Genomic DNA, 25,265 nt, shown 5'->3' on the forward strand with positions numbered 1-25,265 from the left:
TAACATGAAAAGCCCGGACAGATGTCTGGGCTTTTTTATATGGCTCTCTTGTATGGCTTTTCGTATAACTTTTTGTATGGCTTTTGGGTATAGCGCTTTTGTATGCGCTTAGGCGTTGGCGCGATGTACCGCCTGACGCCAGAACTGCCGCGCCAACTGCCGCGATTCCATCGACTTGAGCGAGCTGCGCTCACCCAGCTGTCTGTCGGCCTGGGACTGGGCAAAGCCCTCGCTGGCCAGCTCGCTAATCGCCTGCAGCGAGTCGCTGATATCCACCGCCGCCAGCCCCTGCTCCTGCATGGAGTTGGCGCTCAACTCTGCCATCTGATTGATCTTATCGATACGGGTCACCAGCTCGGCAAATACCGCCTCGGCCTGCTTAACCAACTGCACCGCCTGGGTAGCCTGACGCTGACCAGCGCTCAGGGTATGGGCCGCATTGGCGGTGCTCTGCTGGAACTTGGCGATGATGGCATCGATTTGGCTGGTCGAGTCGGCGGTGCGCGCCGATAGCTGGCGCACCTCGTCGGCCACCACGGCAAAGCCCCGGCCAGACTCGCCGGCCCGCGCCGCCTCGATGGCGGCATTGAGCGCCAGCAGGTTGGTCTGCTCGGCAATCTTGGTGATCACCTCAAGCACCTGATTAATTGCCACGCTGTCATGTTCAATTTCACTCACCACCTGGGCAAAGTTACCTACCTCGCCATGTAACTCGTCTATGCTGGCCACCACGGCATCGAGCTGCTCATAGCCCTGCTGCACCGCCGCCTGACTGGCCTCGACATCGACTGACACCTGCTTGATCTGCTGACCCAGCTCATTGAAGCTGGCGGTCAACTCCTCGACCGCCGCCGCGGCCTGGGCCGTCTGCTGATTCTGACCATCGGCGCGATCGGCGGTGGCCGTGATAGAGCTCAGCAAGGTATCACTGTCCCTGGCGATAGTGGTCGAGGCATCTGTCATGCGCCCTACCACCCCGGCGATCTCCGCGGTGGTGAACTCCATGGCAAACTGAATATTCCCCAGCTCATCCCGCCGCCCGGCATAGATATGTCTGGCCACAGGGTCTGACACTATGGACAGCGCATGCTGGTTGAGGGCGCGCAGCGGCACCAACATAGCGCGCATGCCAAAGACCAACAAGGGGGCGCAAAGCAGCGCCAGCCAGGGGGAGATGTTGCTTAGCCCAATGGCCAGCAACAGACAAACGAGAGCGAACAGGGTCAGCTTAGCGCCATAGCTGAACTTGGCATCAACGATCTCGCTGCGCTGCTCGGCCCTGTTTAGGCTCTGATAGATGTCGCTGGCGCGCGCAACCTGCTCCTGACTGGCCCGGCGGCGCACGGACTGATACTCCTTGATCTGACCGTTCTCCAGCACGGGCGCCACATAGGCGTTGACCCAGTAATAGGAGCCATCTTTACAGCGATTCTTGACGACGCCCAACCAGGGTTGCTTATCGGTCAGTCGCTGCCACAACATGGCAAAGGCGGCTTTTGGCATGTCTGGATGACGCACTATGTTGTGGGGCTGACTGAGTAACTCCTCTTCGGAGAATCCACAGATACGACAGAAATCCTCGTTGGCATAGCCTATGTTGCCCTTGAGGTCTGTGGTGGACAGCAGGATATCATCGTCGGTCAGCGCAACCTCATTGTCTATCACGGGTTGATTATTTCGCATTGCATTTTAGTTAGTTACCCAAACGGTGACTGAATTTTGACGCCTGACAAATTTTCATCAATTGATCTAACGCAATGTATCTGTATCAAGTAGGTTACAGCTGTTGAAATTATGAGGCAGATCTCATAGGCAAGCATTATTCTGTTGCTAATTAAGTCGTTATCAATAAAGATTATTTACACCTAATCAGTTGAATTTATAGCCAGAAAATCCCTTGCTACAGCTTTTGTTTGCAAAACCTGCCTAATCCACACTATTATCATGGATTTTAAGAACGATGCGCCTGCCAGGGTGGCCCATAGCGCACTCGCCGCCGAAGCTCCAAAGACAACTAAAATAAAAACCTAAGAGTGAAATGATGAAACTAGCAGGCCACCTAAACTGATGCCCTACTTTGCCACCTACAAGAACGTACCCCTTGCCGCGCTACTGCTCTGTTTGAGTCTTCCTGCGCTGGCAAAGCATACCCCAGAGGTGCGTTGCGGCGTGGCGACCGGGTTTCCCCCCTATCAGTTTTCCATCGATGGTGAAACCACTGGGTTCGATGCCGACGTAGCCAGGCTGATCTTTCAGCGGCTCGGCAAGGCGTTTCAGTTTAGGCAGGAGTCTTGGGATCTGGTCTTCAATGAACTCAGGTTTGGTGACATAGAGGTGATTGCCGGCATGGAAGTCAACGACCTCAGAACCAAGTTTTTCGATTTTACCCGGCCCTACTACTACCGATATGACGTGATCTTCATTCTCGAAGACAACCAGCAGATCGCTAAACTGGAGGATCTTCATAACAAGTTTGTCAGCGGCGATCGCCACTCTTACATCGAAACCCACTGGAAGGAGCTGGGCACACTGTATAACTTTCGCATCATAGCGACCCCTAGCAAGGAAAAGTCCATGGCGCTGTTAAAGGCGGGTAAGATCCAGGCGGCCATCATGCCGAAGGCCGTCGGTCTCTACCTCGCCCGGCAGATGGGGATAGGCGTTACGATACTGGACAATCCCGATCCCGGCTCGCCCGTGGCCTTTGCGGTCAAGAAAGGCAATAGCGAACTCTTGAGCCAAATTGAAAGCACCCTGCACGCTCTCATTGAAGAAGGCGAGGTTGAGCGGCTATACCAGAAATGGTTTCCGCATAGCAGCAACAAGGGATAACCTGATAGCCGTTAGCAGCTAGCCGTTAGCTGCTAGCCACAGCCATTAACTATCGTGTCCTCCCCCTCGCAGAAGCCCACACAAACTCAATCTGCGGCTACACTGTCAATAAGCGAGCCAAAAAGTAGACAGCTGCACGCCGTTTCACAAAGAAGCTTTTCAAAAAGAGTCTTTTTACAGAAAGCCTTTTTACAGAAAGCCTTTTAGCACCAGCGAGGATCCATGCTTAGCGAACTCAATCGAAGGCGCTATATCTTCCAGCTCACCGCCATCTTCAGCATGATATTTGCGCTGATAGGATTTAGCTACAACGTATGGCGCATGGAAATTAGCGAGTATAACAACACCATGCGGACCGCCAGCTTCGAACTCTTACTGCAGCTCTCCGAACTTGAGGCGATAGTGTTTGCCGCGCACTATGATAAAGACCCCCGTGCGGGTAATCCGCGCAAGGGCTGGATCAAGGTAAACCTGATTAACGACTTGAGCATGATCACCGAGGAGGAGGTTATTGCATCATGCGCCGATCTTAAGACCGTATGGCAAGACCACTGGCCACAAATGACCGACCAGCGAGAGAGCGCCACCCGTATCGTCGAGCAGATTGACCATACCCGCGCTAGCGTCAGACACTTACTCGCCAGCTTTGAATAGCCGAGGCGCAAGCATAAAAAAGCCACCCTGTTGGATGGCTTATTGCTTAGCTCACACGAGTGGGAGAATTAGTCCCACAAAAATTCGCGGAAATGCTTACGGCAGACAGACTCATAGCTTTCGTTACCGCCGATGGCAACCTGCTCACCTTCTTTCATGGGGCGGCCTTCGCCATCCAGCCTCACCACCATATTGGCCTTACGACCACAGTGACAAATGGTCTTAAGTTCCACCAGCTTATCGGCCCAGGCTAACAGGTACTGACTGCCACTAAACAGCTCACCCTGAAAATCGGTCTTCAAGCCGTAACAGAGCACAGGAATATCCAGCACATCGACCACATAGGTCAGCTGTCTTACCTGCTCCTTGCTGAGAAACTGCGACTCATCAATCAAGATACAGTGAAGCGTCTGCGCCTGGCAGGCGGTTTTCACCATCTCAATCAGGTTATCGTCACTGGCAAACACCTGAGCATCTGTCTCTATACCGATACGAGACGCGACCTTACCCACTCCATATCGATCATCTATCGACGCCGTCATAACCAAAGTATTCATGCCGCGTTCGCGATAGTTATAGGAAGATTGAAGCAGTGAGGTAGATTTGCCGGCATTCATTGCCGAATAGTAAAAATAGAGCTGTGCCAAAGCGAGTAGTCCCCTGATTATTGTTATCGAGCGATTCTATCACCATATTGCGCCAATTAGCAGCGCCAATAACCCTAGGGAAGGTGCGAACAAGTCGTCGCACAGCTCTGGCTTTGATAGCAGCGACAGTTCAAGGCATTCAACTGAGGGCATACCGAGGCCTGCTGAAGTGGAATAACGCCGAAATGGTGTTGCTATCAAAGCCCCGCAGGGCGAGGCTTACAGCGGTATTTGCTGCGTTACAGTTCTTGCGAAGGACTAGGGCCATTCGCTGCAAACTGTGCCTTGCATCTATCCACTTTAAGCACACGCAGAGCAAGCACGGGACTTATTCGCACCTTCCCTAGCATTGGCCGATGCCACACATTATCTTACTTTCCCATCCATTGTCTCAGGCGGTTAGCGAGATCAAAGGAAGCCAAAGGAAAAGAGTTGAAGAGAGAAGAAGAGTTGGACGAGGCCCCTCGCCAAAAGACACTCGCTTATATGAACTAAGATCTCCCCCTCATAGAGTCGACAATGGACTCGCAAGCAAAACTCTTCGTTCCACTTATCTCCCCCTCCTACCATTTCTTCAATATTGCTCTTGCGAGACTATGCATACTTATATTGCGTTTTATCTTGATTGCTTCTTTATGGCCTGGTTGTCAGATTATTCATGCCCACTAACATGGTTCCCTCAAACGCCTACATCAGGCCTTTTAGCAATCCCGCAACCACCACACCACAAAGCAGCGCCATAAACTTAAAACAACCTTAACCGAACATTAATTAGTATTAAACAAGTAACTGTTATTGAATAAATTTAACAAAAATGAGACATACCTCCAAAGAGCTATATCTGCCTGTGAGCCAGGTCAAGAAATCAACAAGACCTTAACATTACAATCATTTACGAGTCGATAGCTTTTACATCCATTTTCTTTATCGATGAATGAATTGGCATCGGTTCAAATAATAAATATAACAAGTATCCAAAAGGTTCAGGGTATGTGTTGAGACGAGCGCCCTCCCCTGCAAGCAATCGCCCAAAGGCATCGCATCTGACACTTTGGATCAACTGGAGATGAATGATGAAATTATTCAAATCGAAAAAACTCGCCTACCTAGTCGCTGTTGTGCTGACAGGCGCCCTGGTAGGATGCAGTGGAGATGACGGTAAAGATGGTAAGGATGGTGTTGATGGCCAACCCGGTACACCTGGCGATTCATGGACACCACCCGTAGCAACAACAGCTTTAGAAACTAATGTCAAAGTCATTAACTTTGCGTTAGGTGAAGGTACTATTAGTTACGAGTTTGAGATCACCAACGAAAAGGGTGAACTTGTCAATGGCTTGAAAAAAGCTGAGGGTAAAGTTGCAGCGCTGACTGACAAAGGCTTTATCAATAACCGCACCGAAAGCCCGATCAACGAAGTCGAAGACAATGTTCATATCGGTGGATATGGTGGGGTAAACATGGAGTCTTCTAGAACGCCCGATACCGAAGGAGCAACACTTACTCAGGTAAGCGATGGTCATTATGAGTTCGTTCTACCTTTAAAAGGCGTTAATGCCGCGACCGAAGGCATTATTTGGCTACGTGTCGGTGGCCATAGCGAATCGGGTATTGCTGGTTCTGGTGAATATGTGGTTAACAAGCCAGAAGGTGCTTTCTCGACGACTACAGAAGCCTGTTTCTCTTGTCACGTCGACTACTCCACCAGTCCTAATCGCCACTCAAGTTATGTCGCCCAGGGTATGGATGGCGAAGTGACCTTCGTCGAAGGTTGTATGGTTTGCCACGGCTCAGTGAGCCGTACTGTGGTTAACGAACAAGGCTTCTCCATCGGCGGTTACGCTAGCAATACCCTCTCTAAGATTGGTCACATTAACCACCAAGCGTTTGAGACAGGCTTTAGTGCTATGAACTGTAGCTCTTGCCACGCCAAGCCAACGGTTAATGTCAACATCGCAGGACCAGGTTGTACCGATTGTCATGACACAGGTGGCATTCCAGGAGATATCGCTCCCGGTAACGGCTCAGATCTGCGCAAGCTACATGAAGCTAAGGCTAAACTTGATAAGAAACAGGTCATTAAAGAATCATACAAGGTGAAAGGCACACCACTAGCACTTAACGATGCTGGCCTCTGGTGTACCACTATGTCGCTCTACCAAGTGGAAGGTGAAACTGAAACCTTAGTGGATCTGCATGCCCTGTATGAAGAGCAAAATGTGGCCTACAACCCAGAGAAGCCTATCATCTACGCAGGCTCTTACCCGCATGCCGTATACAATGACTCGATAGTAGCGCGCTTAACCCGCTCTTACGACTACAGTTATGAAGCCGATGGCAGTAAAACCATGTGCTTTACAGGTGTGGACTTAAGCGGTGTGCCTGATGCAGGCTTAATGGCGTCACTAAGAGTTAGCTTCACCACTGAAGACTATCAGGGTGATGAAACCGACGTGGTCACCATCCATGGCTACACAGATGTTGTTAATCCTGTCTCAGGAGAAGTGAGCAGCTACGACCGTCGTCATAACGTCGGCAGCGAGTCTTGTACCACCTGTCACAATAGCGAAGCTAACTTCCACAAGAACGGTAACTTTGCTGAAGGTGGCCTGGGCTGCGTGGCCTGTCACAACAATGGTCAAGATCGCCGCGCCGGCTACTCCTCTCCAGGCTTCGGCCCTATGGTGCACAGCATGCACTGGGGTGTAGGCAGCAAGAGCCTAGATGAAAACGGCAAGGAAGTGTCTAACTCTGCAAGCGTGATCGCACCGCAAACGGGCTGTGTGGCATGTCATGATAGCGGTGTGGTAGATCTGAATACCGTACCAAATCAGTTCATCAAGGCACGTGCCTATGGCGTAAATGACAAGATGGCCAGCCCAATCACGGCCAACTGTTACGCTTGCCATAACGATGACAGCGCGCTGAACCACATGATGCAAAACGGCGGTACCACCACGGAAGATGTACCTGCTACCGAGTGGTACAAGCTTAGCACCACCGAGTCTTGTGCAACCTGTCATGCCGAGGGCAGCAGCTTTGGTATTGAGAAATACCATAACTTTACCCGCTAACACCTGAGGTGACGGCAAGGTAATTAAACATTATCCCTAGTTCTAACCAAAGGAGCCCTTCGCCAGGCTCCTTTTTTTTTTGACCCATGCACCATTTTCAGCCTGAGTTAATTTACAAAAGCTACATTGTTGCCAAACTCGCCCACATAAGAATAACAATCTCAATCTAAGGAAGTTGTATAGATGAAATTGAACCTTATCGCCTTTGCCGTCGTCGGCGCATTATCGACCACAGTGCTGCTCAGTGGTTGTCAGACAAACAATGCGCCCACACAGGCCGCCGCTGGTATGGAAGCGCAAAACCCGCTGATGCAAGCCAGCACGCTGCAATACCAGGCCCCCCGATTTTAGCCAGATCAAGGATGAGCATTTCGAGCGCGCCCTCGAGCAAGGCATCGAAGAACACCATGCACAGGTATTGGCCATTGCCGACAACAAAGAGCCCGCCACCTTTGCCAACACTATCGTAGCGCTGGAGACCAGCGGCGAGCTGCTGACCCGCGCCTCCAAGGTGTTCTACAACCTAACTGGGTCTAACAGCAACCCCGCCCTGCGTAAGCTACAGGGCGAGATGGCCCCTAAGATGGCCGCTCACTCAGACAACATCCACCTCAACGGCAAGTTGTTTGCCCGCATCGATAGCCTGTATCAGAGCCGCAACACCTTAGGGCTAACGGCCGAAGAGGTGCGCCTGATAGAGATCTATCATCAACGCTTCGTCATGGCTGGCGCTAAGCTGACCGAGGCGCAAAAGGCCGAGATACGCCTGCTGAACGAAGAGCAGTCTAAGCTTACCAATGAGTTTGGTCAGCGTCTGCTAAGACTCACCAAGGAGATCGCCGTCGTCGTCGACAGTGTCGATGAGCTGAAGGGGCTGTCAGAGAGTGAGATCCGCGCCGCCAAGGCCGATGCCAAAGCCGCCGGACATGAAGGCAAGTATCTAATCAATATCACCAATACCACTCGTCAGCCTATCCTAGCCAAGCTGGAAAACCGAGAGCTACGCCAGCAGGTGTGGCAGGCCTCATCTAATCGCGGCATGAGCGGCGACAACGAAACCGCATCTCTGGTTGCCCGTCTGGCACAGCTGCGCGCCGAGCGCGCCAAACTCCTGGGTTACGATAGCTGGGCCGACTATCGCCTGACGCCGCAGATGGCCAAGACCCCAGAAGCCGTCTATCAGATGTTCGGCTCTATGGTGCCCGCCGTGGTGGCCAACACCCAGAAGGAAGCCGACGATATCCAGGCGATGATCAACAAGACTGGCGGCGACTTCACCCTGGCCCCGTGGGATTGGGCCTTCTATGCCGAGAAGGTACGTAAAGACAAATTCGATCTCGACAGCGCCGCCATCAAACCCTACTTCGAGTTTGAACGTGTGCTCAAGGACGGCGTGTTCTTCACCCTGGAGCGTCTCTATGGCGTGACCCTCAAGCCACGCCCAGATCTGCCTGTCTACCATGAAGACGTGAAAGCCTATGAGATGTTTGACGCCGACGGCAGCTCGATGGCGATCTTCTACGCCGACTACTTTGCCCGCGAAGGCAAACGCGGCGGCGCCTGGATGAGCTCCTTCGTGACCCAGTCAAAACTTCTGAACCAGAAGCCTGTGGTGGTCAACGTGATGAATATCAAGAAGGCACCAGAGGGTGAGCCGACCTTCGTCAGCTACGACGAGGTCACCACCATGTTCCACGAGATGGGCCATGGTACCCACGGCATGTTCTCTAAGGTGAACTACCCTAGCCTGTCGGGCACGGCCGTTTCCCGCGACTTTGTCGAGTTCCCCTCGACCTTCGAAGAAGACTGGGCGGCCCACCCCGAGGTGCTGGCCAACTACGCCAAGCACTACGAGACGGGCGAAGTGATCCCCGACGACCTGCTGCAGAAACTGCTGAAATCACGCAGCTTCAATCAGGGCTTCGACACCCTGGAGTATATGGCGGCGGCCCTGGTGGATCTCGAGTGGCACTCACTGAGCGCCGACGCGCCGCTGCAGGATGTGGCCGAATTCGAAGCCAAGGCGCTAGCGAAACATGGCATCAATATCGCCGCCGTGCCGCCACGCTACAAGTCGACCTACTACGCCCACGCCTTCCCCGGTGGCTATTCGGCCAGCTACTACGCCTACATGTGGAGCGAGATCCTGGCGGCCGATGCCTTCGCCTATGTGCAGACCCAGGGCGGTCTCAACCGCGAGATCGGCATGAAGTACCGTAAGACCATCCGCGAGGTCGGCAACAGCGTGCCGCCGATGGAGGCCTACAAGGCCTTTAGAGGTCAGGCGCCGACCACAGAGGCGCTGCTAAAACGCCGCGGTCTCAACTAAGCGAATTCCCGTTAAAGGGGAATATTAACCATAAAAAAATGCCGCTCCATGAGCGGCATTTTTCTGTCTGTGTGGTATCGACAGGTCACTTATACCAATCGTAATAAACAATTGATCATTCTAGCTTGTTAAAACACTCGATAACTGTATTAGTATTTTTAATTGTAGAATAACTACTTATCTAAAAATCCTGCTTTGTTCTCAAGCGTTTTGCCTGCGCTATTTCTGATCACATATTTACTGTGATTGGTATTAAACCAGACGGTTAGCCTTATGACGCAGCACCAGAATGCTTACCACAAACACCCCACTACAGGCGGCCAGTCCCGCGCCGACCGACTCGGTAAAGCCCAGCACGGTATACCCCACCAGGCTGATCCCCGCCACGATGAGGGCATAGGGTAGCTGAGTCAGCACATGGTCTATGTGGTGACAGTTCGCCCCGGTAGACGACAGGATAGTAGTATCCGAGATAGGCGAGCAGTGATCGCCAAACACGGCGCCCGCCAGCACAGAGGCCAGCATAGGCAGCATCATGTTAGTGTGGGTGCCCATGGCCATATCGGCGGCAATCGGCAACATGATACCGAAGGTGCCCCAGCTGGTGCCGGTAGAGAAGGCCGTCAGACCCGCCAGCACGAACAGCACGGCAGGCAGCAGCGCGAACGGAATGTTACCCGTCGCCAGGCTCGCCATATACTTACCCGTCTCCATCTGACCGATCACCCCGGCGATGGTCCAGGCGAACAGCAGAATATAGATGGCGGGCAACATGGAGCGCGCCCCGGCCAGCACACCTTTAAAGATAAGGGCCTTGTCCAGCCCCTGAACAGCCACCAGCACTAGGGTAGCTGCCAGACCAATCACGGCACCGAAGAAGAGCGATGAGGCCACATCCGTCTTCTCGAACGCCCCTATCACGCTAAAGGGCAGGTTTTCCGCGGCCAGCGCAGCGGCACCGCTGTCGATCATGAAGTAGATGGTAGCAAATACCAGCACGGTAATAGGCAGGAACAGGCCTAAGATCTTACCCGAATCCGCCTCTGGCAGGTCACTATTGGCGCCTGGCGGCAGGCCCTTGGCCTCGTCATACAGGTTACCCTTCTGGGCATTTAGCTCATGCTGGCGCATCGGCCCCACATCCAGCCCCATGAAGGCCACACATAGCAGCAAGACCAGGGCGAAGATGGCATAGAAGTTCATCGGGATCATCTGGATAAACACGCTCAGATGGCCGGTGTCGGCAAAGCCATGGGCGGTGAGTATGCCGCCGATCAGCGCGATGATGTAGGCCCCCCAGCTAGAGACCGGCGAGATCACGCAGATTGGCGCGGCGGTCGAGTCCAGCAGGTAGGCCAGCTTGCTGCGGGAGATATAGTATCTGTCGGTGAGCGGCCGGGCGACGCTGCCCACGACCAGGCTGTTGAAGTAGTCATCGATGAAGACCACGCAGCCCAGGAACATGGTGAGCAGCTTGGCATCACGCTTATTACGAATATGTTGACGGGCCCAGTCGGCAAAGGCCTTGGCGGCACCGCTGACGGTAATAAGTGCGGTGATCATCCCAAGCAGGATCAAGAAACCCAGCAGATAGACGTTCCAGCTGTTTAAGGCGCCATCATCCCACACCAGGCCCACCACCTGTTGTCCCAGGTATTGGCCCATATCCAGCGGTGAAAAATCGGCAATTAACAGTGCCCCCAGGAGGATCCCCACACCGAGCGAGAGCAGGACGCGGCGGGTAAAGATCGCCAGCAGAATCGCCACCACGGGCGGCAGCAAAGAAAGTGCCGAATCGGCATAACTCAAAGTTGTCATTGTAAAATATTGTCTTCGTTTAAATACGAATGGAGGGCAACTGAACTGGTGGGATATAGCATGAGATATTACACCTGTCCTATCAGTAGCGCTCCATAGTGATACCCATTCTCGGTATACCTTCCACTTATCAATCCAGATAAGAAGCACTATGGCAGTGCTGCCTCTATTCGATGACAGCCCCAGCGGCAAGCCTTGATCAACTCCACCACTTCGGCACCAAATCCTTTCATATTCGCTTAACGGCATCACCCTAACGAATACTACTGATATTTAATGCACCTCTACGTCTCAGGACGCCTGCCAATGTCACTATCGGCAAACGTGAGGCACATAAAAACACAAGCGGCTTTAAGGACGCTACCTCAAAGCCGCTCCATGTGATCTATATCACACTAAATTTTAGATGAACACCAAAGTGCTCACCAAGCATTTACATTTTATTAAATAAGTTCGAGTAGCTTAGGCACTGCCTCGAACAGATCCGCTTCCAGACCATAGTCAGCCACCTGGAAGATAGGCGCCTCTGGATCTTTGTTGATCGCCACGATCACCTTAGAATCTTTCATCCCCGCTAAGTGCTGGATGGCACCCGAAATACCCACGGCGATATAGAGGTCCGGCGCGACAATCTTACCCGTCTGACCCACCTGCAGATCGTTTGGCACGTAACCGGCGTCAACCGCGGCGCGAGACGCACCCAGTGCACCGCCCAGCTTATCGGCCAACTGCTCGAGAATCGCAAAGTTCTCGGCGCTGCCCATGGCACGACCACCCGAAACCACGACAGAGGCCGCACCAAGATCGGGACGCTCAGACTCAGACAGGGTCTGCGAGACAAACTCGACATCGCCGCTGTACTCGTTATCCAGGGTCTGCACCGAGGCGCTACCGTCCTGGGCAACCGCATCGAAGGCACTGGCGCGAACCGTCATCACCTTGATGGCATCCAGGCTCTGAACCGTCGCCATGGCGCTACCGGCATAAATAGGACGCACGAAAGTATCTTCGCTAACCACTTCAACCACTTCAGAGATCTGCGCCACATCTAAAAGGGCCGCAACGCGTGGCAGTGCATCTTTACCGACACTCGAGGCCGCAGCCAGGATGTGTTGATACTCGCTGGCCACAGAAACGATCAGCGATGACAGGTTTTCGGCAATGGCGTTGGCATAAACGGCGCTATCGGCCATCAATACCTGACGCACACCGGCAAGCTGCTTGGCGCTCTCAACCGCGGCGCCACAGTTGTGACCGGCCACCATCACATCGACTTCGCTACCGATCGCCTGAGCACAAGCAACTACCTTGGCGGTATCGAGTTTTAAAGTCGCATTATCATGTTCTGCTATTACTAGAATCGCCATTTAGATCACCTTCGCTTCATTCTTTAGCTTGTCCACTAGCTCCTCGACAGAAGCCACCATAATACCCGCTTGACGCTCCGCAGGCGGTGTCACCTTGAGCACCTTCTGATGCTGCTTAAGGGTCACGCCCAGGCTATCTACCGTGATGGTATCGAGCGGCTTACGTTTCGCCTTCATGATGTTAGGTAATTTGGCATAGCGAGGTTCGTTCAGACGCAGGTCTGTGGTGACAATCGCAGGCAATGGCATCTTAAGGGTCTGCAGACCGCCGTCGATCTCACGGGTAACCACAAGTTGCTCGCCTTCAACCTTTACCTCAGAGGCAAAGGTGGCCTGAGGTAGACCGGCTAGCGCCGCCAGCATCTGGCCTGTCTGGTTGTTGTCGCCATCGATAGACTGCTTACCCAGCATGATCAGCTGAGCCTGCTCATTGGCTTGAATCGCGTTGAGGATCTTTGCAATAGAAAGCGGCGCAAGCTCTTCGTCGGTTTCCACATGAATACCACGGTCTGCGCCCAGCGCCATCGCCGTGCGTAGCTGCTCCTGCGACGCCTTAGGCCCTATGGTTGCTACCACGATCTCGGTCGCAATACCTGCTTCTTTCAAACGTACCGCTTCTTCTACAGCAATCTCACAAAATGGGTTAATGGCCATCTTCAGATTTGCGGTATCGACATTTGTATTGTCAGCGTTAACCCTGACCTTCACATTAGCATCGACGACGCGTTTTACTGGCACCAATACTTTCATAAGGCTTCCTTCTTACGTCTTTATTCTGAATAACAAATAGTGCATAGCGAAACTATCACCAACTTACGCCACTTTACGTGCTGTTGACGTTAACGTCAACAGGAAGTCACCTGCATCTTTGTCTTACATCAAAAACAGGGTGTTTAAGGGTGACTAAGGGGTCAAAATGGGACAAAAAAAGAAAAGCTGAAATAAAATTTACCTTAAAGGCTCAAATATTCATTTAATTCGTTTGATAAAACCTTTTTTAGTTCCTATTATTAGCCCTGTAATCCTATTTACTATTTTATTTTTAAGCAGGACATTATAAATATGAGCGAATTTCTAGATATATTGACGCATGGTCGTCGCTTTAAGGCTGCTGTTAAAGAATTGTCGGTAGAAGATTTAAAAGATGTAGCAGTTAAGCTTGAAAAAATCATTACCGAGAAAGAGAAGCAAGCAGAAGAAGAAAGCGCGGTTATGGCCGAGCGCAATGCAAAGATAGAAGAGATTCGCCAACAAATGGAAGCTGTTGGTTTATCAATTGACGATTTAGGCGCAGTGGCTGCTAAGCCAGCTCCTAAGAAACGTGCTCCACGCCCACCAAAATATAAAATTGAAGTGAATGGCGAAACGATCACTTGGACGGGTCAGGGTCGCACACCAACCGTATTTAAAAATGAGTTAGATAAGGGTCGTTCACTCGAAGAGTTCCTTATCTAAGCTTAAACATTCCCACTGTGGGATGAACGAGCAAAAAAGCCAGCCTCAGGGTTGGCTTTTTTATTTGTTATTCAGTGCAAGTTTGCTACATCCATCTGCATTTCCCCTTTCCTTCGCATTTTCTCGACCATTATTCAGTCATTTCCCCAATGCTTTTCCGAATGATTTTCCAGCCTCCCTTTCTCAACTTATGCCGAGTGTTTGCCAAGCCGCTATTTCTCAGGTGCCTGACATAAACCGATACAGTTCAATGCTTGGAAATTGTTCATAATATGGGATAATCTTGAGCTACTTTTGATCCCAGCCAATAATAATTAAACACCATGCGAATCCATTTCCTCTCAGTGCCCGCGAGTCTGGTGACCTGCCTCTTGGCGAGCCCGTCCGCGATAGCAAACGCTCAGCTAACAGATAACACGCCCAAATTAACCGCGCTGTCCCATGCAACCTTGATGATCGCCCCCGGCGAAACCAAACAGGATGCCACCCTGTTAATTGAAGATAATAAAATTAAAGCCATTATCTCCAATGACAAAATACCCGAAGATGCCTATGTCATCGACATGACAGGTAAGCATATTTATCCCGGCTTTATCGACCCGTATACCAATTACGGCATCGACTTTAAATATGACGAGCAGAAAGTGGCGCGCCCGGTTTATGAAATTAAACGCATAGGTGGCAATGCCGATAATGGTGCAATTCACGCTGAAAAAGAGTGGTTTAACTATATATATCCCGACCAGGAAGCGGCCAAGCAATGGATTGATAATGGGTTTACCAGCGTACAAACCGGTATGTTAGATGGCATATTCAGAGGCAGGGCCGCGACTATCTCACTGGCCCCCTTAAAAGCCAATAACATTATTTATCGCGCAAAATCCAATCACCTGCTCGCCTTCGATAAAGGCAGTTCGATTCAGGATTACCCCAACTCATTAATGGGCAGTATCGCGCTTATTCGACAAACTCTGGCCGATGCCAACTGGTATAGCGCCAATATAGATAAAGCCGACTCGGCTACCCAAGAGAAAAATATCGAATTTAATATCGCGCTGCAGCGCCTGGGTGATATAGACAAACACCCGGCCATATTTGAAACCAAGAATTTAAATAGCCTGCTGCGCGCCGCTCACTTAATGAACGAATTTAAATTATCGGCAAGCCTGGTGGGCAGCGGACGAGAATATGCCCGCATCGACGAGGTCAAGGCCACTGGCTTTAGTATCATCGCCCCGCTCAATTTTCCCGCGGCCCCCAATATTAAAGACGGCGACAAAGAGAGAGAGATAAGCCTGGCCAATCTACGCCACTGGGAGCGCGCGCCGAGCAATCCACACGCACTGGAAAATGCCGAGATCCCCTTCGCCTTTACCCAGCATGGCATCAAGGCCGACGCCTTCTGGCCAAGACTCAGACAGGCGGTCAAACAAGGGCTGAGCCAAGAGACAGCATTGGCGGCACTTACCACAGAGGCGGCAGAAATTGCGGGCATCTCTACCTTTAGCGGCAAGCTTAAGCCCGGCTTCATGGCGGATCTGGTCGTGACCGATGGCGACATCTTTACCCAAGGCAAAATTGTCAGCGTCTGGCTACAGGGCAGCGAGACACAGAAGGTGCCTCGCGACAGACACTGGCTCGGCCAAGGCTATCAGCTGACGCTGGGCGAGCTCACCTTAGATCTGGACTTGGTCGATGACGACAAGCTCAGCGGCACCCTGGCCAGCGGCGAGCAGGAGATAACCCTGAGCGACCTCAATTATGCCAATGAACGCCTGACCTTCAACGCCAATCTCGATGAGGCGGGTTACCCTGGCATCAGCCGCTTCACCCTCTGGTTCGATCCCCAGGGAATTCACGGCAGGATGCTGGACAATAGTAATCGCCAACACCCAATCGCGGGTGTGGTTATGGCACAAGAGCACAAAGATGAATCCGAGCAGGAGAAACCTGCCCAGGCGCTCATCTCCAAACTCACTCAGCCCAACACGGCCTATGGACTCAGCGCGCAGCCCAAGACGGAGCGTTTGCATATTCAAAACGCCACCCTGTGGACCTCGAGTGATAGTGGAGTGCTGACCGGCTATGATCTGCTTATCCGCGATGGTCGTATCGAGAAGATAGGCCAATCCCTTAAGACGCCTTCTGGCTACCAAACCTTAGATGCCACCGGCAAACACCTCACCGCCGGCATCATCGACGAGCACTCCCACATCGCCCTGAACGGCGGCACCAACGAAGATACCGACGCCGTCACCGCCGAGGTGCGTATCGGCGATGTGATTAACCCGGACGATATCTCTATCTACCGCGCCCTCGCAGGCGGGGTGACCACGGCGCAGATCCTCCACGGCAGCGCCAACCCCATAGGCGGTCAGGCCCAGGTGATCCAGATGCGTTGGGGTGAGAGCGCCGAGGCGATGAAACTTAAACAGGCACCGGCCAGCATCAAGTTTGCCCTCGGCGAAAACGTCAAACAGGCCAACTGGGGCGACAACTACAACCGCCGCTTCCCCCAGAGCCGCATGGGCGTGAAGTCCCTGTTCGAAGAGGCCTTCAACGAGGCGCTGGCCTATGAGAAGGAAAATGCCGACTATGAGCGCCTACGCAGCAGTCAGCAACGCAAGCAGGTGGCGCCCAAGCCAAACTATCGCCTGGCGGCAGTGGCCGAGGTGCTGCGCGGCGAACGTCAGGTGCATATTCACTCCTATGTACAGTCAGAGATCTTGATGTTCTTGCGCCTCGCCGAGGCCTATAACTTTAGGGTCGGCACCTTCACCCATATTCTGGAAGGTTATAAGGTGGCCGACGAGATGGCCAAGCATGGCACCTACGCCTCCACCTTTTCCGACTGGTGGGCCTATAAGTTCGAGGTCTATGACGCCATACCGCAAAACACCTGCCTGATGCACAACAAGGGGGTTCTCACCAGCATCAACTCGGACGACTATGAGATGCAGAGGCGTCTCAATCAGGAGGCGGCCAAGTCCATGATGTATTGCGACATGTCGCCAATTGATGCCTGGAACATGGTCACCATCAACCCGGCTAAACAGTTAGGCATAGACCAGCTCACCGGCTCACTGGAAGAAGGCAAACAGGCCGACCTGGTACTCTGGAATGCCTCGCCGCTCTCCGTCTATGCCAAGGTAGAAAACACCTGGGTGGAAGGCCGCCGCTACTTCGACCGTCAGCAAGACAAGAAGATGCAGCTCGAGGTTGAACGGGAGCGCGCCGCGCTGATCCAGGCGGTATTGACCCGGGATAAACCCGAGGTACCCGGCGAGACGCCAGAGGATAAGCAAGAGCCCCAGTGGCACTGCGACACCCATTACAACGCCTGGGGCACAGCCCTGAGCCAAACAGCCCTGAGCGAGCATAAAGCCATGAGCGAGCATAAGTCCCACAGCCAGAACAGCGCCCACAGCAAGCTACACAAGGAGGCCATCTAATGAAGCCGACACTCTTCGCCCTTAGCCTGGGCCTCTTCTCCTGCGCGTCGCTGGCCCACGACATGGTGCCCGCCAGCGCCCAGAGCCAGCCGATACTGATCCACAACGCCAGGGTGCATACCGCCCTGAACGGCGTGCTGGACGCCACCGATGTGCGCTTTGAACAAGGCAAGATCGTCGCCATCGGCCAGCAGCTGCCGCAGACCGGCGCCAAGGTGATCGACGCCGCCGGGCAAGACCTCTACCCAGGGCTTATCGCGCTGGACAGCTCTATCGGCCTCGTCGAGGTGGAGATGATGCGCGCCAGTAACGACGCCTTCGAGGTGGGTGACAGCAACCCCCAACTGCTGGCCGTCAGCGCCTTCAATCCCGACTCAGAGCTGATCCCCACCATCAGGGTCAACGGTATTACCCACGCCCAGGTGGTGCCCCAAGGCGATGCCCTGGCCGGTCAGTCCTCCTTGGTCTCCCTCGACAGCTGGACGGTGGAAGAGGCTTTGGTGACCACGGCGCCACAATTTCATCTCTACTGGCCCAACATCCGCTACCTCTCCAAGGACAAGGAGACTGCCGATAAGCAGCTTAAGGGACTCGATGCACAGATGAGCCAGCTCGGCGAGCAGCTCGAGGCGGGTTACCGCTACTATCTGGCCGACAAGGCAGGCACTGTGCAGAAGATAGACAACCGCTGGCAGGCGGCTCTGCCCCTCTACCAGGGCAAGGCGAGTCTGTTTATCCACGCCAATCGCAGCGAGGAGATAGAACGCGCCATCGCCATGACGCGCCCCTACGGCTTCAAGCTAGTGTTTGTCGGCGGCTATGATGCCTGGCGTCTGGCGGATCAGCTCAACGAGATCGGCGCCTCGGTGATCTACAATCGCACCCTCAGCCTGCCGCTACGCAAAGATGAGCCGGTGGAGATGAGCTTCAAGATCCCTGCTCTGCTCAAACAGGCGGGTATCCCCTTCGCCATCGGCTTTAGCGGCGACTGGAACGCCCGTAACCTGCCCTTTGCCGCGGGTCAGGCGGCGGCCTATGGCCTGAGTAAGGAGGAGGCGCTCAAGAGCATCACCCTAGATGCAGCCAAGATCTTGGGCGTAAACGACATGGGCGCCATCGCCGTTGGGTATCGCGCCAACCTGGTGCTCTCTAAGGGGGACATACTCGATCCCGCCGCGAGCAAGATAGATGCTGTGTTTATCGACGGTCGCCAAATAGATCTCAATAATCGCCAACAACAACTTTATCAAAAGTACCTAAAGCGTTAGACTTTTGCTTCTAAACGACTCAAAACTGGCCGATTATTCGGCCGGTTTTGAGTTCAGCTCATTACACAGGCCAACATCATGACTAACTCCGACCTGAAGACCGCCCCGAAGACAGTCCTGCTCCTCTCAGCCCTGCTACTGGGTGGCTGTGCAGGCGAATACACCTTCAACAGCAATTTAGATGGCCAGGCCATCAACGAGTACTTCAAGGCCGGAGAGGTCCAACTGTTTCAGGACACTCAGCCCAAGGTCCCCTATGAACTAAAGGGGATGGTAGAGGGAGAATCCTGTCAGGAACGCGCTCAGGATGTCCCCGCATCCATCGGCGAGGCCCGCACCATGGCGCGCCGCGCCGCCGCCGATAAAGGCGCCAATGGCCTTATCATCAAACGCTGCGCCCTGATCCAGGAACCGAGTAAGGCCTGCGTTAGCCAAGCCCTGTGTGTCGGTCAGGCCATATTGTTGCCCACCGCAGACAAGTAGTTTTTATCGCCCAGCGCACCAGCGTAAACATAAGTCTTTACCATGACACTCAAGCGTGAAATTGAGGCTGTGGCTATCTGCCGCACCCCCTATAAACAGAAATTTGGCATCCCCAGACAGCCAGGGCTGGTCACCGCCGCCCGCGGCTTCGTCGAGTTGCAGCCGCCCTATAACCATATCGATACCGTGCGCGGCCTATCCCAGTATTCTCACATCTGGCTGCTGTTTACCTTCCATGAAAACCTTAGCCAAGGTTGGAAGACCACAGTTCGACCGCCGCGCCTTGGCGGTAACGAGAAACTAGGAGTATTTGCCACCCGCTCCACCTTCCGCCCCAACGGCATCGGCCAGTCTGTGGTCAGACTGCACGCCATCCATCAACGCAAGGGCAAGGTGGAGCTTGAGATCTCCGCCATGGATCTGCTGGACGGCACGCCTATTCTGGATATCAAACCTTATATCCCTTTCTCAGATGCCATCGAGGGTGCCCTCGGCGGTATCGCTCAGGAGGCACCAGTACTGATCGGTGTGCGCTTTACCGATGCGGTGCAGCATCAGATCGACAGTCTCCCCGCCGATAAGTACCCCAACCTCAAGGCCATCATCCAAGGGGTATTGGCACAAGACCCACGCCCCGCCTACAAGAAGGCCAAGGAAGATCCAAAGCATTACCAGGTCGCCCTGTATGATCTCGACATCCTCTGGCACGTGGACGAGGCAGGTATCTTGGTCGACGCGGTGCGTCCGGTGAAACCTCAGGCGTTGGAGCAGGCGGATTAATCATGCAGGGGCCATTAGATAATCAAGTGGACTATCGCGAGCAACATAAGCAGCGCCTGGCCTACATGCCCTGGCTCTACTTCTCCCTGAAACCTAAACATCTCACCTGGGCCAAGCCCTGGCAGGAGGAGATACAACAAGGGCTGATGGCGGTCGAAACCGTGAGCATAGGTGAGGAGTGCTTTATTGCGCCCCAGGCCAAATTGTTTGCCGAGCCAGGCCGGGATATTCAGATAGGCAATCGCTGCATGATCGCCGCCGACAGCTTCCTGCACGGCCCTATCGTCATGGGTAATGAGGTGGCTATCAATCATGGCTGTTCCTTAGATGGCGGTCGCGGCAAGATAGTCATAGGCGATCAGACCCGTATAGCCAACAATGTCACCATCTACGCCTTTAACCATGGCATGCGCCCTGACACGCCGATATATCAGCAGAACAGTCAGTCTAAGGGGATCGTCATAGGTAAGGATGTGTGGATCGGTGCCCAGGCGGGCATAGTCGATGGGGTGACCATAGGCGATTGCGCCGTGGTCGGCATGGGTTGTGTCGTCACCAAAGATGTGCCCGACTACGCCATCGTCGCCGGGAACCCGGCGCGTATCATAGGTGACAGGCGCGATAAGAAATAAACCGCCGCACTATTTAGTCGCGCCATCACCGTGGATCAGCTTACCAGTACCATGGAAAATCACGTTGACCACTCCGCCCGCTAAATCCTTATCTTCGACTCGGTTATCTGGATTATTGGGCCGCGACTCGGCGCTTTTCTTAACCCCATCGTAAAATGCTTGATCGAGGGATTTATTGCTGGCGCAACCGCTCATGAGCCCTAGGCTGACACTTGCTATCAGCATGATTATTGTGGCCTTCATCGTCTTTTCCTTTCCCCAGGTTACTCTCATCGTCATTCCTTGAATCCGCTAACATTCATAGTGCCAAACAATGGCAAACCTAAATTTGCCCATAACTAGGGCCTGTTGACCTTTTGAGAACAAATTTTGTTCTAATTGAGCACGTTCAAATCGCGGCAGGAGGCTTGGTGTATAGTTATTCTATATAAAAGCCGAGTAACAAAGAGTTGAACGTGCTCAAGACGAACCCTGCGGGCAGCGTCTGTATCATTTTTCTACTGCGTTATCGCTCATTGATGTAGCACACTACATTACAATCGCTCTGCCTTGTATAAAAGCGATACAGAATGCTGCAAAAATGAACGCGAAAGATAAACAGGCCCTAAAAGATAAAGCAGCTTTTTTTAACAAGCAAACAAACTTAACAGATCTCAGCCCCGCCATCGCTCCCCTCTTGCATCAACCTTTCTGATGCACATATGATGATTATACCAATCGTAGTAAATAACTGATCATGCTAGCTTGTTAAAAGGTCCGGTAACAGCGTTACTATTTTTGATTGTAGAATAGCTACTTATCGAAAAATCATGCCTTGTTCTCGAACATTTTCCTACGCTACTTCTGATCACTTACTTGCCCTGATTGGTATTAATCGTTTGCCATTACTAAGGCGGCGAGCACCACATAATAAAACAAACATCACAAAAGGAAGTCGTCTGTGAATACCCCACGCCTCTTGGGCTTACTCGGCCTGTTGCTACTACCGGCCGCCAGTGCCGCCCCCTTCGTCTTTGACCAAGCCAGCTACCGGCAAGATGTTCAAACCCTCGCCAGCGACCAATTTGAGGGTCGGGGCCCGCTCTCCAAGGGGGAAACCCTCACGGTGGAATACCTGGAAAATGCCTTCAAGCAGATGGGGCTCGCACCGGGCTTTGGCGACAGTTACCGCCAGAGCGTGCCCATGGCCAAGATCACCGCCGACCAGAATATGCAACTAAGTGTTGGCGATCTGGTGTTTAACAACGGCAGCGACTTCACCGCCCGCACCGAGCAGCTCCAGCCGACCATCAAGCTGGATAACAGCGATATCGTCTTCGTTGGCTACGGTATCAATGCCCCAGAATATGGCTGGAACGACTACGCGAGTATCGATGTAAAAGGCAAGACGGTGATCCTCATGGTCAACGACCCGGGCTTTGCCACTCAAGACCCAGAAGTCTTCAAGGGCAACGCCATGACCTACTATGGCCGCTGGACCTACAAGTATGAAGAGGCCGCAAGACAAGGTGCCCAAGCGGTATTTATCGTCCATGAAACCGCACCTGCCGCCTATGGCTGGAACGTGGTGCAAAACAGCAACACTAATACCAAGTACACCTTGGTCGATAAGCAGAAGAATCGCTCACATATCGGGGTCATGGGTTGGATCCAACATGAGGTGGCGCAGAAGATCTTTGCCGCCGCCGGGCTCGACTATGACAAGCTCAAGCTCACCGCCGCCAAACCGGGCTTTAAGTCGCGCTCGCTAGATCTCAAGGCCAGGCTCGAGGTGAAAAATGCTATTGAGCTGGCCACCTCTTACAACGTCGCCGGTCTGCTACCAGGCAAGCAGCGTCCTGACGAGTGGCTGGTGATGCACGCCCACTGGGATCACCTGGGCAAGACAGTGCACGAAGACCAGACTCGCATCTACAACGGCGCGGTCGACAACGCCTCTGGCGTGGCTGGCGTGCTGCAGCTGGCACGTCACTTCAAGACGCTAAGCGCCACCCAACCGCCTGCGCGCTCCATGCTGTTTAGCGCCTTCACCGCCGAAGAGACCGGCCTTATCGGCGCGCAATATTTTGCCGAGAACCCGCCTGTGCCCACCAAGCAGCTGGTCGCCTTCCTCAACATAGATGGCATGAATGTCGGTAAAGGCGTCGACTACATACTGCGCTATGGTGAAGGGGTGTCAGAGCTGGAACACTATCTGGACGACGCCGCCAAGGCGCAGGGACGTTGGGTCAAGGCCGATCCCAGGCCGCAGAATGGCCTGATGTTCCGCTCGGATCACTTTGCCCTGGCCAAACAGGGCGTGCCCGGCCTGATGTTTATGAGCCTGGGAGATACCGACCCTGACTATATCGCCCACAAGTATCATCAGGGCGCCGACGATTACGATCCCAGCTGGACGCTCGGCGGTGTAGAGCAAGATTTGGCGCTCATCAGCGATATCCTAGAGAAGCTCGCCAACAATAACGACTGGCCAAAGTGGCTCGAGGCGTCAGATTTTAAGACGCGCCGCGCCCAGGACGGCCGCTAGCCATAGCCGTGACACTTACCGATTAAAGGAGGCCAAGGCCTCCTTTTCATATTGTTTTTATTGAATAAAATCCCTGCTTCACCTTTCTATCTATCCCCCGCGGCCAACTTAGTTCTTTAGTCTATAAACGCCATTCTTTGCTTGTGAGAAACCTCACACTTTGAGTAGTGTGTCTTCAGACCGCTAATGACACACTCTATGCACGGAGGCTCTATGTCTGCTGTAACGACATTTGCAACTGAGAACCAACTTCCCCTTCAACTGAGCCAATTTAACGGCGACACCAGCACACCACTGATCGAACAAACCATAGGCGATTATCTGGATCAGATGGCGGCGACCCATCCCGACCAGCTGGCCATCGTCATGCATCATCAAGGGATCCGCTGGAGCTATCAGGAATATCAATCCCACATCGACGAACTGGCCGCCGGCCTGCTGGCCATAGGCATCAAGCCAGGGGACCGTGTCGGCATCTGGTCACCCAACAACATCGAGTGGTGTCTGACCCAGTTTGCCACCGCCAAGATAGGTGCCATCATGGTGTGCATTAACCCGGCCTATCGCCCGGAGGAGCTGCAATACGCCCTCAACAACGTGGGCTGCCGCGCCATCATCTGCGCCGAGAAATTTAAGTCCAGCCACTACCTCTCCATGCTCAACGAGCTGGCTCCCGAACTTGGGCACTGCCTGCCGGGACAACTGCAATCGGCCAATCTGCCGAGCCTGGAGTTTGTGATCCGCATGGGCGATGAAGCCTCGCCCGGCATGCTCAACTTCGACCATATCAAGCGTCCGCTCACCGAGAGCGACCGCAAGGCGCTCAAAGACACCGCCGCCCAGCTCTCCCCCTTCGATGCCATCAATATCCAGTTTACCTCGGGTACCACAGGCAGCCCTAAGGGCGCGACCCTGAGCCACCACAACATCTTGAACAACGGCCTATTGGTTGCCAAGGCGATGCGCCTTGGACTGGAAGACAGACTCTGTATTCCCGTGCCCCTGTACCACTGTTTCGGCATGGTGCTGGGTAACCTCTCTTGTATCTCGGTGGGCGCCTCGGCCATCTACCCTGGCGACTCCTTCGATCCACTCACCACACTTGAGGTGGTACAGGCCGAGCGCTGCACCGCACTACATGGGGTGCCAACCATGTTTATCGCCCAGCTGGAGCACCCCGAGTTTAAACGCTTCGATCTCAGCTCGCTACGCACCGGCGTGATGGCGGGGGCCACCTGCCCCGAAGAGGTGATGCGCAGGGTGCAAGATCTCATGTACATGAAAGAAGTGCTGATAGGCTATGGCCAGACTGAGTGCAGCCCCATCAACAACATGACGGAGATTGGCTCGTCGCTGGAAAAGCGCGTCACCACGGTCGGCCGCGCCCTGGCCCACACCCAGGTAAAGATCGTCGATGAGTTCGGCGAAGTGCTGCCGGTGGGTCAACCCGGAGAGGTGTGCAGCCGCGGCTACTGCGTGATGCAGTTCTACTGGAACGACGCCGAGAAGACCGCCGCCACCATAGATGACGAAGGCTGGTTACACTCGGGCGACTTAGGTGAGATGGACAGCGAAGGCTATGTCAAAATTGTCGGTCGCATCAAGGATATGATCATCCGCGGCGGCGAGAACATCTACCCCAGAGAGATCGAAGAGAAGCTCTACACCCACCCCGACGTGCAAGATGCGGCCATCTTCGGCGTGAAGAGCGAGAAATATGGTGAAGAAGTGTGCGCCTGGATCAAGGTGCAACCGGGCGCGAACGTGACCGAGGAGGAGATACGTCACTTCCTCACCGAGAAATTTGCCTACTTTAAGGTGCCGAGATACATCAAATTCGTCGAACAGTATCCGATGACGGTGACGGGTAAGATACAGAAATTCAAGATGCGCGAGATGATGTATCAGGAGCTGTATGAGGCGATCAACTGCAACTAGCGATCCCAG

At 53.5% G+C, this 25,265-nt stretch carries 17 protein-coding genes, 1 pseudogene and 1 riboswitch; of the genes and pseudogenes, 12 read left to right on the forward strand and 6 right to left on the reverse strand.

Features of this window, described 5'->3' with window-relative positions; translation table 11 throughout:
• Positions 1-108: 108 nt before the first annotated feature.
• Positions 109-1,683: a PAS domain-containing methyl-accepting chemotaxis protein gene (locus L1D47_RS00100; protein ID WP_239882079.1), complete on the reverse strand. Its 1,575-nt coding sequence runs from the start codon at positions 1,681-1,683 to the stop codon at positions 109-111.
• Between the two features lie 384 nt (positions 1,684-2,067).
• Here L1D47_RS00100 and L1D47_RS00105 point away from each other — a divergent pair, with 384 nt between their 5' ends.
• Together L1D47_RS00105 and L1D47_RS00110 are read left to right on the forward strand one after the other, a co-directional pair.
• Positions 2,068-2,832 carry a transporter substrate-binding domain-containing protein gene (locus L1D47_RS00105; protein WP_239882080.1) on the forward strand — a complete coding sequence of 255 codons (765 nt, stop codon included), beginning with the start codon at positions 2,068-2,070 and terminating at the stop codon, positions 2,830-2,832.
• 222 nt (positions 2,833-3,054) lie between these two features.
• Positions 3,055-3,486 carry a hypothetical protein gene (locus tag L1D47_RS00110; protein WP_239882081.1) on the forward strand — a complete coding sequence of 144 codons (432 nt, stop codon included), beginning with the start codon at positions 3,055-3,057 and terminating at the stop codon, positions 3,484-3,486.
• 68 nt (positions 3,487-3,554) lie between these two features.
• On the opposite strand, the gene L1D47_RS00115 is transcribed toward L1D47_RS00110, so the two are convergent.
• Entirely contained in the window at positions 3,555-4,133 is a 579-nt protein-coding gene (locus L1D47_RS00115; protein ID WP_239882082.1) for a thymidine kinase, read from the reverse strand.
• 1,073 nt (positions 4,134-5,206) lie between these two features.
• On the opposite strand from L1D47_RS00115, the gene L1D47_RS00120 reads away from it, so the two are divergent.
• Positions 5,207-7,207, forward strand: coding sequence for a cytochrome C (locus L1D47_RS00120; RefSeq protein WP_239882156.1), 2,001 nt, complete (start codon positions 5,207-5,209; stop codon positions 7,205-7,207).
• A 183-nt stretch (positions 7,208-7,390) separates the two neighbouring features.
• Positions 7,391-9,536 (forward strand): annotated as a pseudogene (locus L1D47_RS00125) (M3 family metallopeptidase).
• 252 nt (positions 9,537-9,788) lie between these two features.
• On the opposite strand, the gene L1D47_RS00130 reads toward L1D47_RS00125, so the two are convergent.
• The 3 genes from L1D47_RS00130 to L1D47_RS00140 form a co-directional block, all read right to left on the reverse strand.
• Entirely contained in the window at positions 9,789-11,354 is a 1,566-nt protein-coding gene (locus L1D47_RS00130) for a Na+/H+ antiporter NhaC family protein (RefSeq protein ID WP_239882083.1), read from the reverse strand.
• 78 nt (positions 11,355-11,432) lie between these two features.
• A riboswitch (Lysine riboswitch) is annotated at positions 11,433-11,649 on the reverse strand.
• Between the two features lie 148 nt (positions 11,650-11,797).
• Positions 11,798-12,721 carry an FAD-binding protein gene (locus L1D47_RS00135; RefSeq protein WP_239882084.1) on the reverse strand — a complete coding sequence of 308 codons (924 nt, stop codon included), beginning with the start codon at positions 12,719-12,721 and terminating at the stop codon, positions 11,798-11,800.
• Complete coding sequence (locus L1D47_RS00140) at positions 12,722-13,471, reverse strand: electron transfer flavoprotein subunit beta/FixA family protein (RefSeq protein ID WP_041509319.1); 750 nt, start codon at positions 13,469-13,471, stop codon at positions 12,722-12,724.
• Positions 13,472-13,783: 312 nt separating this feature from the next.
• On the opposite strand from L1D47_RS00140, the gene L1D47_RS00145 reads away from it, so the two are divergent.
• From L1D47_RS00145 to L1D47_RS00170, 6 genes are all read left to right on the forward strand, one after another.
• Entirely contained in the window at positions 13,784-14,176 is a 393-nt protein-coding gene (locus L1D47_RS00145; protein ID WP_239882085.1) for an H-NS family nucleoid-associated regulatory protein, read from the forward strand.
• Between the two features lie 323 nt (positions 14,177-14,499).
• The gene (locus L1D47_RS00150) at positions 14,500-17,628 is read left to right on the forward strand and encodes an amidohydrolase family protein (protein WP_239882086.1); all 3,129 of its coding nucleotides are present in this window, start codon (positions 14,500-14,502) and stop codon (positions 17,626-17,628) included.
• A complete protein-coding gene (locus L1D47_RS00155; protein WP_239882087.1) occupies positions 17,628-18,896 on the forward strand; it encodes an amidohydrolase family protein in 1,269 nt (422 codons plus the stop codon). Before L1D47_RS00150 ends, L1D47_RS00155 begins: the two co-directional genes overlap by 1 nt.
• Positions 18,897-18,974: 78 nt before the next feature.
• Positions 18,975-19,379 (forward strand): Rcs stress response system protein RcsF, encoded by a 405-nt coding sequence (rcsF, locus tag L1D47_RS00160; RefSeq protein WP_239882088.1) that lies wholly within the window; start codon positions 18,975-18,977, stop codon positions 19,377-19,379.
• 42 nt (positions 19,380-19,421) lie between these two features.
• A complete protein-coding gene (gene tsaA / locus L1D47_RS00165; protein WP_239882089.1) occupies positions 19,422-20,159 on the forward strand; it encodes a tRNA (N6-threonylcarbamoyladenosine(37)-N6)-methyltransferase TrmO in 738 nt (245 codons plus the stop codon).
• Positions 20,160-20,161: 2 nt separating this feature from the next.
• The gene (locus L1D47_RS00170; protein WP_239882090.1) at positions 20,162-20,791 is read left to right on the forward strand and encodes an acyltransferase; all 630 of its coding nucleotides are present in this window, start codon (positions 20,162-20,164) and stop codon (positions 20,789-20,791) included.
• Between the two features lie 9 nt (positions 20,792-20,800).
• On the opposite strand, the gene L1D47_RS00175 is transcribed toward L1D47_RS00170, so the two are convergent.
• A complete protein-coding gene (locus tag L1D47_RS00175; RefSeq protein ID WP_160794500.1) occupies positions 20,801-21,034 on the reverse strand; it encodes a hypothetical protein in 234 nt (77 codons plus the stop codon).
• 730 nt (positions 21,035-21,764) lie between these two features.
• On the opposite strand from L1D47_RS00175, the gene L1D47_RS00180 reads away from it, so the two are divergent.
• Together L1D47_RS00180 and L1D47_RS00185 are read left to right on the forward strand one after the other, a co-directional pair.
• On the forward strand, positions 21,765-23,318 hold the full coding sequence (locus L1D47_RS00180; protein ID WP_239882157.1) for a M28 family metallopeptidase: 1,554 nt from the start codon (positions 21,765-21,767) through the stop codon (positions 23,316-23,318).
• 213 nt (positions 23,319-23,531) lie between these two features.
• Positions 23,532-25,256, forward strand: coding sequence for an AMP-binding protein (locus tag L1D47_RS00185; RefSeq protein ID WP_239882091.1), 1,725 nt, complete (start codon positions 23,532-23,534; stop codon positions 25,254-25,256).
• The last annotated feature ends 9 nt before the right edge of the window (positions 25,257-25,265 follow it).

It is taken from the genome of Shewanella sp. Isolate7 (assembly GCF_022398425.1).
GTDB lineage: Bacteria > Pseudomonadota > Gammaproteobacteria > Enterobacterales > Shewanellaceae > Shewanella.